We start from the raw sequence: 11997 nt of genomic DNA on the forward strand, positions 1-11997 counted from the left end.
TGGGGGCGCACCACGTCCCGAACCGGGCGGATGCACCCGGTTTAGGGTTAGTAGATTGCTCAAGCTGTTACGCCAGCCTGAGCCTTTATTGCTTCAAGCACGATCTCTGCTTCCTTGATAGAACCAGTGCTGTACAGCTTATGCAGCACCCGGCCAAGGTTCACAGAGATCTTTTCTTTCACTTGGAGATACTTGACATAGAAGTCATACAGTTTCTCCGCCTGCTCAAGGTGGGACATGCTCTCAACGGGAATGGTATTCCCTGGATTGCAGTACCACTTTCCGAGCACCTTTTGTACAAATCCCTCTTTGTCTCCTACGAACTGATTTGTGCCAAACACCCCACTGGTTGGTGAGCGTTGAATAACAGAAATCGGATTCGCAAAGCTGGCAAGAGTAGTCATAGTTGTGGCTCCATGTTTGTCAGGGAACCACCAGCCCGAGGGGCAGTGATCCCCCAAGGGTTATGTAGAATGCTGTTTGTTTGGGGAGGCCAGCTACCTCACTATTCACTCTCGACAGAGAGCAAAATCTTGCTTTCCGAGGGGCACAAACTTTCACATGTGAAAGTCGATGCCACTGGGAAAGCAGGGGGTTAACCCCCATAAGCGCTAACTTAAGGGTTGTGGTATTACGCCTGATATGATTTAACGTGCCGATGAATTACTCTCACGATAACTGGTCAGCAATTCTGGCCCATATTGGTAAGCCCGAAGAACTGGATACTTCGGCACGTAATGCCGGGGCTCTAACCCGCCGCCGCGAAATTCGTGATGCTGCAACTCTGCTACGTCTGGGGCTGGCTTACGGCCCCGGGGGGATGTCATTACGTGAAGTCACTGCATGGGCTCAGCTCCATGACGTTGCAACATTATCTGACGTGGCTCTCCTGAAGCGGCTGCGGAATGCCGCCGACTGGTTTGGCATACTTGCCGCACAAACACTTGCTGTACGCGCCGCAGTTACGGGTTGTACAAGCGGAAAGAGATTGCGTCTTGTCGATGGAACAGCAATCAGTGCGCCCGGGGGCGGCAGCGCTGAATGGCGACTACATATGGGATATGATCCTCATACCTGTCAGTTCACTGATTTTGAGCTAACCGACAGCAGAGACGCTGAACGGCTGGACCGATTTGCGCAAACGGCAGACGAGATACGCATTGCTGACCGGGGATTCGGTTCGCGTCCCGAATGTATCCGCTCACTTGCTTTTGGAGAAGCTGATTATATCGTCCGGGTTCACTGGCGAGGATTGCGCTGGTTAACTGCAGAAGGAATGCGCTTTGACATGATGGGTTTTCTGCGCGGGCTGGATTGCGGTAAGAACGGTGAAACCACTGTAATGATAGGCAATTCAGGTAATAAAAAAGCCGGAGCTCCCTTTCCGGCACGTCTCATTGCCGTATCACTTCCTCCCGAAAAAGCATTAATCAGTAAAACCCGACTGCTCAGCGAGAATCGTCGAAAAGGACGAGTAGTTCAGGCGGAAACGCTGGAAGCAGCGGGCCATGTGCTATTGCTAACATCATTACCGGAAGATGAATATTCAGCAGAGCAAGTGGCTGATTGTTACCGTCTGCGATGGCAAATTGAACTGGCTTTTAAGCGGCTCAAAAGTTTGCTGCACCTGGATGCTTTGCGTGCAAAGGAACCTGAACTCGCGAAAGCGTGGATATTTGCTAATCTACTCGCCGCATTTTTAATTGACGACATAATCCAGCCATCGCTGGATTTCCCCCCCAGAAGTGCCGGATCCGAAAAGAAGAACTAACTCGTTGTGGAGAATAACAAAAATGGTCATCTGGAGCTTACAGGTGGCCATTCGTGGGACAGTATCCCTGACAGCCTACAAAACGCAATTGAAGAACGCGAGGCATCGTCTTAACGAGGCACCGAGGCGTCGCATTCTTCAGATGGTTCAACCCTTAAGTTAGCGCTTATGGGGTTAACCCCCCGCTTTAACCCGCGCTAAGCGGTTTAGGATAGACTTCACGCCTTCCCTTACTCCAGATGGATCGTAACCTGCTTCATCGCAGCAGACCACAAATGAGAATGGATGTACCTCATCGGACATCACCCAAGCCATCGTTTCCTGCTTGATTTCACTTCCAGCTCGACCATCAGCAAGGACTCTAAGGCTATGCCATAAAAGCCCATCACGTAACTGCCTTACCTCATCATCAGTCCATTCAGGCTTTGGCTCAAATGGAATGACTTCTGCGGTCTTCGGCTCTTCATCCAGGAAGAAAAGCGGCAGCTCAAGCTGGTTTTCCTTCTGGATCATCTTCACTGCATTCATGGTGACTCCTTTTACGGGCACCATGCCCCCACAGGGGCATGAAGCCCCCAGTGGGGTTACAGTCATAGTTACTTCACGCCTGCCAGTTGAGAATTGATGTTCTCTTCCAGCCAGCCTTGAAGCGATTCAAGGTCACGTTTGTCTTCCGTATTGCTGGCTTTACGTGCATCTTCCGACACAGCGCTCAACATGGCGTTAGCCTCAGCAAGTGATTCAACATTGTTCCCAGGGAACACAATCGTTTGACTGTGATCTTTCATGGTCTTCTCCTTTGAGAATGGAGGACCGTCTCCCATCAGGAAGAGCGGCCCCGTGGGTTAAAAGTAAAAATCCTCCAGCTCTTCATGGTCAGGCTTTCGCTCAACTGGTCGAAGCAACTCAGCTTCATCAGCGAACTCAAGCTCAGGATGAAAAGCAGGATGAAATCCTCGATGCCAGACTGGACGGTCATTATCGAGGTCTAAGTAGCAGTGCCTCCCACTGGCTGGGTGATAGCAGTAAAGCCACTGTCTACCACTAACGGTAAACGGCTTCTCTGCACCTCCACATGCCGGTACAAGGTTATCTGCTGCTATATGCGCTACAGCATCCATAGGATCAGTCCTCATCTTCGTCATCACGAACACAAAGATCACGAGCAACTATTTCCGCAGCTATCAACGCATAATCGTTGCCCTGCCAGAACCACCGCTCCGCCAGCTCATAGGCTTCGCTGGAAGGTTCGCCATAACCATGAGCCACCACGTAATCGTGGAACACTTCATGATCAAATGCCTTGCCATCAGCTTCCATGAACCAACCGACAGGGCACTCCAGAATGCGATGCCTTACGACATCTCGCTCTGAATACCCCTCTCTGACGGCTTGCTCCAACATTTCCCGCGACATACCAGGAGGAGTGATGATCTCTATGCTGATCCCGTCACTTCCTGCAAGATTGTCCTCGTATGGAAGACCGGCAAGTGTAAGGTGATTGCGCTTGCACCAGCCGATGGTCCGAAGTATCCGACTTTTGTCAGACTCCCTGGCCGTGTATCGGTTAAGCTGCATAGCCACCTCCAGCACACTCCCCATCTTCGATTTCACTTCCGAGCTCGACCATTCCAATCAGGTCAAGCTGGGTCATGTCCGAATCCAGAGAGCAGTCAATTGCTGACTGAATGATGCCTTTGTGGGCCAAGCCTAAAACGGACTTAATAGTCGAAAGCAGAGACTCGGCTTCGCTCTCGATTTGCTCCAGAATGTCTTTCCATTCCCAGTGCTCAAACGGTTGCCAAACGACCAGATCCTCAGGCTCGTCTCCCCGTTCGACACACTCAGACAAATACTCATAAGCCTTGCACCAATTCTCTTGTTGGCCCAGTTCACTGAGCACTAGAGCGGTAGCATGACCGTATGCGATTTGTTCAACTTTGGTATTGATAGACATAGTGTTTCTCCTCGTAATGGATAGAGGAGCCCCACCCGCAGGAAAGGCTCCTCCGGATGGGTTAAATTTCCAAGGTCACATCGGTTTTTGCTTTAGCGCAGCAAACCAACACTTCCCCTTCTTTGACAAATGCGATGGGCGTCTCGTCATAGGCCACTTGACCTTCGAGTAGACGAACCCGGCACATGCCACAAAAGCCACTGCGACAATGCGTTTCAACAGTGAGGCCTTTGCTTTCGATTTGCGCCAACAGCACATTGTTGCTGGCTTGAAGTTGTACGTTCATGGTCACGCTCCTTTGTTGTTGATGAGCGCGACCAATCCCCTCCGGGATGTCACGCCCCGGTTGGGCTACTCAGCAAGTGCATAGACACCTACCTCGATGCGAATAAAGAACCTGGCATCTTGAAGAACTTGCCTGACCTTTGCTTGCCAGTGGTTGTTCTCTCGATGCTTTGCGTAGTGTCAACGACGGATGAAAAGTGATCCACTTATATCTCCACCAACGGCCCAATATTGATCCACCGTTTTACTCAGGATTAGCTTCTGCTATAACCCCGGCTTTTCGTTTCTGTCTGAGCCGATAGCTTTCTCCTTTGATTTGAACGACATGTGAGTGGTGTAAGATACGGTCCAGCATCGCTGAGGTCAGTGCTGCATCACCGGCGAACGTTTGATCCCACTGCCCGAACGGCAGATTGGATGTCAGGATCATTGCGCTCTTTTCGTAACGTTTAGCAATGACCTGGAAGAACAGTTTTGCTTCTTCCTGACTGAACGGCAGATAGCCTATTTCATCAATGATGAGCAGGCGGGGGGCCATTACTCCACGCTGAAGCGTCGTTTTATAACGGCCCTGACGTTGTGCCGTAGATAACTGAAGTAACAGATCTGCTGCTGTTGTGAAGCGAACTTTGATACCTGCACGGACGGCTTCATAGCCCATCGCTATTGCCAGATGGGTTTTCCCCACACCTGATGGCCCCAGTAATACGATATTTTCATTACGTTCTATGAAGCTGAGTGAGCGTAACGACTGGAGTTGCTTCTGCGGTGCTCCGGTGGCGAATGTGAAGTCATACTCTTCGAACGTTTTCACCGCCGGGAAGGCTGCCATTCGGGTATACATCGCCTGTTTACGTTGATGACGTGCCAGTTTTTCTTCATGAAGCAGATGCTCCAGGAAGTCCATATAACTCCATTCCTGGTCTACTGCCTGTTGTGACAGCGCAGGCGCTGCGCTTATAAGGCTTTCCAGTTGCAACTGCCCGGCGAGCGCCATCAGTCGTTGATGTTGCAGTTCCATCATCACGCCACTCCTCTGCAGAATGAGTCGTAGATGGAGAGTGGATGATGCAGGGGGTGTTTGTCGAAGTTCACCAGATTTTCACCAGGATGCACGTCATACTCTTTTTTCTCCGGAGGCAGTGCCAGCATGGACTGCTGCTCTTCGAGCCAGCGATCGCAGGGACGGGCCTGGATTGTTTCATGCTTTCGTTGGTTAGCGACATCGTGCAGCCAGCGCAGACCGTGGCGGTTGGCTGTTTCAACATCGACAGTGATCCCCATCGGGCGCAGGCGAGTCATTAGTGGGATGTAAAAACTGTTACGGGTGTACTGCACCATCCGTTCCACCTTACCTTTAGTCTGTGCCCTGAAGGGGCGACACAGTCGGGGAGAGAAGCCCATCTCCTTGCCGAACTGCCACAGCGAAGGATGGAACCGGTGCTGACCTGTCTGATATGCGTCACGTTGCAGAACCACAGTTTTCATATTGTCATACAACACTTCGCGCGGCACACCACCAAAGAAGCGGAACGCATTACGATGGCAGGTTTCCAGCGTGTCATAACGCATATTGTCAGTGAATTCGATGTACAACATTCGGCTGTATCCGAGAACAGCAACGAACACGTGAAGCGGTGAGCGGCCATTACGCATAGTGCCCCAGTCAACCTGCATCTGTCGTCCGGGTTCAGTTTCGAACCGAACGGCAGGCTCCTGCTCCTGAGGAACCGAGAGAGAACGAATGAATCCCCTGAGAATGGTCATTCCGCCACGATATCCCTGGTCTCTGATCTCGCGAGCGATTACCGTTGCCGGGATTTTGTAAGGATGAGCATCGGCGATGCGTTGACGAATATAATCCCGGTATTCATCCAGGAGTGAAGCAACAGCAGGTCGCGGCGTATATTTTGGCGGCTCAGATTTTGCCTGCAAATAACGTTTAACGGTATTGCGGGAGATCCCCAGTTCTCTGGCAATCGCCCGGCTACTCATTCCCTGCTTGTGCAGGATTTTAATTTCCATAACTGTCTCAAAAGTGACCATAAGCTCTCCTGAATCAGGAGAGCAGATTACCCCCTGGATCTGATTTCAGGCGTTGGGTGTGGATCACTATTGCACCGTTCGTGACACGTAGGGTTCAATCTCTTTGTAAATCTGCTCCAGCTTCAACGTTTTCCCCTGTAGGGTTCGGCGTATTGCAGCTTTCCACGTAGTCGAAACCATATTGGTTGCTCGACGGTGTACGGCAGCAAGAAGACAGAGCGATGAGGCAACGTCGTTACGACGAAACACCAACAGCTTTTCATGGGCGATACGCACCAGCTTCCCGGAATACTGAGTTCGGTCACTCACACAGTTGTGCTGTGTTTTGATGATCTCATCCACCAGCTTCCCAGGTGCGATACGTTCCACAAGGCTGGACAGGTTGAAATAATCCCCATCGCGCCTCAGGTTTCCCATGAGGATTCCGTAATGCCCTCCTCGCTCACAGGCGTCATGAATATTCATAACGGCCAGCTCAAGGGCTTCAACGAACTCAGGCAAATTCATGCGGCTCATATCCCATTTGTTGGGCTCGCCCCACTGCTTACCTGAATACTGGATCATGTCCCAGTAAGGAGGGTGCCACCAGATCAGGTGTGCAGGCTCTCCGAGGAACGAAAGGAAGTCATCCCGCAACAGGTTGAACCCCTGATGCAAGTCTGTCCCTTTGAAACGGACACCAAGTTCATTGGCAACGTCGATGCTAGAGCCACCCCCAACACTTGGGTCTGCCACCAGCCCGTTCGGCTTTCTCATGTAAGACTCAATGAAGTCTTTAACGATAAAGCCCGAGCAGTTGCCTCGGTACTTGTTGTTTCCGTAAGGCCCCCTGTTTTCGTAGGAGCATACTGATGATTTGAACATGGCGTCCTCCATCATAGATGGGGCGCACCATGCTCCCATCAGGGGCCGGTTCGCCCCTGGTTAGGGATTAAGATCAAGCGTTATCTGCATACCACCAGCTAAGGCGATTGCAATCACGAAAGAAGGTTGCTTCATCAGGAGCCTTCATCATGACCACATCACCTTCGCAGTAGGTGCATAGCTCAAGCGTTGCTTCATTTTTCCAAAAGGCACTGCACCCCGATTCTTGATACACAACCTCCCATTTGGGATGTCGCAAGTACCGATGGAAGAAATCGAGAGTGTCACCATAAGGGAAGTTGAAGCGCTCCATCACTGAACCATTTTCTGTCAGTTCAGGTTTAACCTTGCCGGTTTTCAAGCGCTTCTTGATGATGCGCTGAACCCAACGAAGTCGTGCAAACAGCCGATTGGTGTCTTTCTCGTACCACTGGGGATTACGCTTGCTCCAGTAGAGCTTGGCGAAGATTTCCCCGGACAAATCCTTCATCTGGTTTTCGTTGAGCTCATCAAGAAAACGTCGAGAAGGTTTGTCGTAGTCAAGAACTGCTTCCAAAGCTGATAGGTTTTTCATAGGGACTCCTTATTGCGATTGCGGAGCCCCGTCCCCTCAGGGCTATCGGAGCCCCATAGGGTTAATTAGGGTTAATGGTTGAACGGCGATTTATCGAGGGTTGGTGAATCGAATGGCTTTACCAACGAAATCGGCCATCAGTCGATTCCCAGTAGAGCTGAAATAGCTCTGCCACTCTTTCCAACCACCAACGGATTCCACCGAGCTTGGAGACTCGAAGATACCCCAGATACGCATTTCACAACCTCGTTGCAACACTCGGTTTACCTGGTCAACCAAGTATTCCTTGTTCTGCAATGAAGAGAGGTTGCAAGGCATCTGCATGATCAGCTTTTCAGCTTGCTCGAAGTCGATTTTTTCAATCAACCCCGTGCGGGTATCCACAGAGAATGGAACCACCTGTTGACCGTGGTTAGACCACAACCAATGGGTGATATAGATCGGATTAACGCCAACTTCCGCTGGCACCAATACGCTGCCGCAAGACCGCAACAGCCAGACCAGACGTAAACCATCGAATCGATCCAGAGACTCCACATCGGTAGTGATGTCATCCTGGTAGATTTCAGGCAGCTTATGTTCGGCGGCGAGAGAGATCATTACGGATTTGAGATTGTTCAGATGAGACATGTGTGCTCCTTAAAGTAACTTGGGCACACAGAGCCTGTCAGGCGCAGTGCGCCCTTAGGCTGAGGTTGAATGCTGTTTGTTTTTGGCGACCAGCTATCGCACGTTTCGCCCTCAGAGAGGACAAAATTCACTTTCTCAGCAACCCTCAATGAAGGCCTCTGAGAAAGTGGGAGGGTATTCCCTCCTCACTTTGATTGTTCCACGAGAGCTGTGTGAACAGGAACGCTCAAACTGCCCTTTTCGGGTGCAAAGCTCAAAGACGCATCAACTGCCCCGTCTTTTCAGTTCTTCGACCAGATGTTCAGGCACCTTACTCGCAGTACAGGCCAGCAATACATCGAGGCCTACCGGCTTGTGAAAGCGCTTATTTGACCAGGAATCGCCAACTGATGACTTTGCCCAGTCGATTGCTTGCCCAAGACTGTGGAACTGCCGCCTGCCTGTGTATCCCATACGACTATCCAAAGTAACACCCTGGAACAGTCTCCAGTACATCGGAGGAATGCGCTTAGCAAGCAGTAAAAAAGGCGTCTCCGGCACTGTAGCCCTTCTACCTTTGTTCCGATGATACAAATCCAAAGATGAATGGAATTGGTTCATAGACTCTCCAAATAAAAACGGCCACCCCCGAAGGGATAGCCGTTTGTCGTTTCACTTCCTGTTAAGCTGCAAAAGCAGTCAATGACCGCTCCATCAACTTAAACAGTGTGCGTTGCAGAGCTGCCGCATCATCAATGACAATGTTCTTTTGGAACAGTCCTGACACTGCGGTAGTCTCTACCCCTATGCCGATCACCTCAACATCGCTTCGTTCACAGAGGTCAATCACTGAGCGACATGCCGGGGCGCTTTGAGGCTGCCCGTCAGTCACTACGATCAACATTTTTCGCTCTTCACGGGTCTTGGTGAGTTCAAAAGCTGCATACCACATAGCTTCCGCCATAGGCGTACCGCCAGTTGCTTTGAACCCAAACCGACCGGCCCGATTCTGAACCGTATCTCCATGCTTCACGACACTGAACACTGGCTGGTTCCGGTTGCCACCAAAAAAGGTGACTGCCGGGTTTACGCCGGGTATTGCTTCCAGAGCCATCGAAATAGCCAAGGACGCTTCCCGCGCAATGTCTTGACGCTCCTTTCCATTGGCGGCCTTGTAGGCCATCGAGGAGCTCATATCAACCAGGATGTGAACCGCCGTATTAGGGCGTTTCTTGGCTTCCGGCTTGAGGAATACGCGGGTATCACCCGTCACTACACGATGTAGTTTCCGAGCATCCACACGCTTCCCTGATCGTTGGTTACGGTGAGCAACTCGCTGGCTGGCCTGGACCAATCCGTAGAGCTGCGTTCTTATCTTTGAAGTGGTGCTCTTCACATCCCCTACCAGGCTTTTGCCAACAGCAGGGTTGTCCTGGGTGTTCACAGCAGAGCGAACAGTCATATAGCTACTGTCCCCCTTATCTTGAGCCACCCGGTTGAGCTCGGCTTTAAGTGCATCATGCGCGTCACCACGCAAATCACCGGCACCGGCATTCAGAACCTGCTGGAGCATTTTGGCCGCGTCTTGTTTCGCCGCGTCAGAATTGCCACCAGCCTGGCTTTGTCCTGCCTTGCTGCCACCATCAGTATCCGACTTGCCTTGGTCGCCCTGTCCTTTCGGATCAGATTTCCCGTTAGCATCGTCTTGCTTCTGGTCTTTACCTTGCTGATCACCACCATTGGCATCAGGCCCTTGGTTTTGATCGTTACCACTTCCGCCCTGACTGTTCTGAGGTTGGTTGCCACCAGCATTCTGCTGGTTGTTACCATCCTGACCATTCAGGGGCTTTTGCTCTTCTTTCTCCTTTTCCTCCTCGATCATCTTGATGATTTGGTCGGCCAAGGATGTCACCTCTGCGGTTGACTTAGTGTTCACAGCCTTACGCAGTAAAGCGTTCAGCCGAACAACAACACCCTGAGGGAACACGCGCTCGAATACGGGGGTAGCCGAATCGAGATAGGGTTGAAGGACGGATTGCCCTACAGCCTTGGTTTGCAACCAGTACAAACAAAACCCTGTCAGAATGGAGGCAGGGGCCTCTTTGTCTGTGACGTGCTCGTAATGACCAGCTTGAGCCATATAGCGAGCAACCTCATTCAGGGTCTGCGACGTACCGGGGAAGAGTTCCATCATGGCCCGTTCTATGCGGCAGTCCTCCAAAACGTTGGACAACTCAGCATGAAGACCTCTGCGGCGCTCAACACCAAAGTCCGTAAACCGGACATGGGCTGCTTCATGGGCCAAATACCCCCAGACAGCATCCATGTGAGGATAGTCGTCGGGGATATTCGGAACCACGATGGTCTTACCATCGGTGTATGCGTCATCGTTACCGATGGCGACTTTGACACCGAGTTTTTCACCATAGGCTGCGGCCACGATTGGTAGAGCGCTGTAAATGGTGCGTTTTTTGGACATATCTTTTCTCCTGGTAGGGAAGGAGATAGTCCACCCCTGGAGGGAATGGCTATCCCCTCCGGGTCGGTTTAGTTGAAGTGACTATTAGAAGAAATAGTCGCCATCGTCGTCAGTTTTAGGCAGCTCCTGGTTGAGAGGCTCCTCTGTCGGCTCCTCTTGGACAGGCTCTTGCTCTACCGGAGTTTCCTCAGGCAAAACCGGCTCATCCTCAACATCAACGCGCTCTTCTCGAACCACATCACCGGCATTGGATTCATCTTCCGATTCACCCTCGCCTCGTTCTGCAAAACTCTTGAAGAAGTTGTCGATGTCTTCATCCAGGTCAACAGCGTTACCACCGCTGTTAGTCTGTTCTGATTGAACAGATTCAGTACCACCTACCTGTTGCTGCTTGGTTTCGCCACCCTCTGTTGCAGGGATAAGCTCACCGGCTTTATCGCTTTTCTGTTCGGCCTTTTCATCTTTAGAACGGTCCCCCATCTGGGCTCCCGAACCGCCAATGTCATTAGCCATGCCCTCTACAGTAATCGAGCCATTGGCATACTGCTCGATGCGGTCCCTCTCGCTCATGATCAGCACTGCGGCCACGACCTGATAAAAGAAAGGCGCAACGATGTTTCGGCCATCGGCATGTTGCTCGTATCCCCGGAGGGTTTGGTCGAGCAGCTTGACCAGAGGGTTAAAAGCGCTGTTCAGGAAGCTAAGCCCATCCACCTTGTCGCGGATGTTACGGAGTGTCTGCCGAGTAGTGACCGCACATTGGTCTCGACCGGCCAAACGTTCCATATAGAACTTATTCGCTTCCTGAACCACTTCGGAGATGAGATCGTCACCCAAGCGCTCAACCTTGCGGTTAAGGCGTTTGGCGTTGGCCTCATCTTCGTTCACAGGCTGGATCATGAACACCTGGTACTCAAAGCCAATCCGCTCCTCGACCGTTTCCTTTGGAAGGGCTCCGGCACGGATAGCTCGTTCATACTCAGGGTTCTCCTGACACCATTCATCCACGGCTTTGTTGTAACCTTTGATGAAATCCTGTTTCAGTTGGTTAAACTGAAAGTTTATGTCATTCAGCTTGTTACAGATTTCATCGGTCTTGCTGACGGGTACGGCAAATCCGTTCATGAACGGCATACCGAATTTCAGCAGGAGGCGACGAGTTTCTGTTTTCAGGCGATGAAAGCCTTTCAGCTTAGCCGGATCACAGATCTTCTTACTTCCCAGTTGAGCTACTTTCTCAGGTGGAATTTCACCACCCTCGCCCAGCTTGAGATCAGATGCAGACAAACGGGTTTGTCCACTCCAGATGTCAAAGTCTACGTGGATAACACAGAGGCTTTGTAGATGGTTCACTTTAGTCATGATGCACTCCAAAAAGTTGGGGGCGCACCACGTCCCGAACCGGGCGGATG

General features: G+C 51.3%; 15 protein-coding genes. 1 reads left to right on the plus strand and 14 read right to left on the minus strand.

The window, feature by feature from the left end; all coding sequences use genetic code 11:
- Nucleotides 1-59: 59 nt before the first annotated feature.
- Entirely contained in the window at nucleotides 60-404 is a 345-nt protein-coding gene (locus tag HMPREF3143_RS22100) for a hypothetical protein (RefSeq protein ID WP_000209093.1), read from the minus strand.
- A gap of 254 nt (nucleotides 405-658) precedes the next feature.
- Here HMPREF3143_RS22100 and HMPREF3143_RS22105 point away from each other — a divergent pair, with 254 nt between their 5' ends.
- Nucleotides 659-1771 carry an IS4-like element IS421 family transposase gene (locus tag HMPREF3143_RS22105; protein ID WP_001300563.1) on the plus strand — a complete coding sequence of 371 codons (1113 nt, stop codon included), beginning with the start codon at nucleotides 659-661 and terminating at the stop codon, nucleotides 1769-1771.
- A gap of 174 nt (nucleotides 1772-1945) precedes the next feature.
- Here HMPREF3143_RS22105 and HMPREF3143_RS22110 read toward each other — a convergent pair whose 3' ends face one another.
- From HMPREF3143_RS22110 to HMPREF3143_RS22165, 13 genes are all read right to left on the minus strand, one after another.
- The gene (locus tag HMPREF3143_RS22110) at nucleotides 1946-2299 is read right to left on the minus strand and encodes a hypothetical protein (protein WP_000994741.1); all 354 of its coding nucleotides are present in this window, start codon (nucleotides 2297-2299) and stop codon (nucleotides 1946-1948) included.
- A gap of 68 nt (nucleotides 2300-2367) precedes the next feature.
- Entirely contained in the window at nucleotides 2368-2559 is a 192-nt protein-coding gene (locus HMPREF3143_RS22115) for a hypothetical protein (protein WP_000651508.1), read from the minus strand.
- A gap of 337 nt (nucleotides 2560-2896) precedes the next feature.
- Entirely contained in the window at nucleotides 2897-3349 is a 453-nt protein-coding gene (locus HMPREF3143_RS25280) for a hypothetical protein (protein WP_001176699.1), read from the minus strand.
- A complete protein-coding gene (locus HMPREF3143_RS22125) occupies nucleotides 3339-3728 on the minus strand; it encodes a hypothetical protein (RefSeq protein WP_000026577.1) in 390 nt (129 codons plus the stop codon). Before HMPREF3143_RS22125 ends, HMPREF3143_RS25280 begins: the two co-directional genes overlap by 11 nt.
- A 61-nt stretch (nucleotides 3729-3789) precedes the next feature.
- The gene (gene yfaE / locus HMPREF3143_RS22130; protein ID WP_001102700.1) at nucleotides 3790-4014 is read right to left on the minus strand and encodes a class I ribonucleotide reductase maintenance protein YfaE; all 225 of its coding nucleotides are present in this window, start codon (nucleotides 4012-4014) and stop codon (nucleotides 3790-3792) included.
- A 243-nt stretch (nucleotides 4015-4257) separates the two neighbouring features.
- Nucleotides 4258-5040 carry an IS21-like element IS100kyp family helper ATPase IstB gene (gene istB, locus HMPREF3143_RS22135; RefSeq protein WP_001317493.1) on the minus strand — a complete coding sequence of 261 codons (783 nt, stop codon included), beginning with the start codon at nucleotides 5038-5040 and terminating at the stop codon, nucleotides 4258-4260.
- Nucleotides 5037-6059, minus strand: coding sequence for an IS21-like element IS100 family transposase (istA, locus tag HMPREF3143_RS22140; RefSeq protein WP_000255956.1), 1023 nt, complete (start codon nucleotides 6057-6059; stop codon nucleotides 5037-5039). The genes istB and istA overlap by 4 nt, the downstream gene beginning before the upstream one ends.
- A 66-nt stretch (nucleotides 6060-6125) precedes the next feature.
- Nucleotides 6126-6923 (minus strand): DNA adenine modification methylase, encoded by a 798-nt coding sequence (locus HMPREF3143_RS22145; RefSeq protein ID WP_227524051.1) that lies wholly within the window; start codon nucleotides 6921-6923, stop codon nucleotides 6126-6128.
- 73 nt (nucleotides 6924-6996) lie between these two features.
- Nucleotides 6997-7497, minus strand: coding sequence for a hypothetical protein (locus tag HMPREF3143_RS22150; RefSeq protein ID WP_000793769.1), 501 nt, complete (start codon nucleotides 7495-7497; stop codon nucleotides 6997-6999).
- Nucleotides 7498-7587: 90 nt separating this feature from the next.
- A complete protein-coding gene (locus HMPREF3143_RS22155; protein WP_000018872.1) occupies nucleotides 7588-8127 on the minus strand; it encodes a hypothetical protein in 540 nt (179 codons plus the stop codon).
- Nucleotides 8128-8391: 264 nt separating this feature from the next.
- Nucleotides 8392-8727 carry a hypothetical protein gene (locus HMPREF3143_RS25285; protein WP_001071288.1) on the minus strand — a complete coding sequence of 112 codons (336 nt, stop codon included), beginning with the start codon at nucleotides 8725-8727 and terminating at the stop codon, nucleotides 8392-8394.
- A 61-nt stretch (nucleotides 8728-8788) separates the two neighbouring features.
- On the minus strand, nucleotides 8789-10585 hold the full coding sequence (locus HMPREF3143_RS22160; protein WP_000039318.1) for a VWA domain-containing protein: 1797 nt from the start codon (nucleotides 10583-10585) through the stop codon (nucleotides 8789-8791).
- Nucleotides 10586-10669: 84 nt separating this feature from the next.
- Nucleotides 10670-11997, minus strand: a 1328-nt coding sequence (locus HMPREF3143_RS22165) for a DUF3150 domain-containing protein (RefSeq protein ID WP_000309337.1), incomplete at its 5' end; no start/stop codon positions are given.

Source organism: Enterobacter sp. HMSC16D10 (genome assembly GCF_001807145.1).
Lineage (GTDB): Bacteria > Pseudomonadota > Gammaproteobacteria > Enterobacterales > Enterobacteriaceae > Enterobacter > Enterobacter roggenkampii.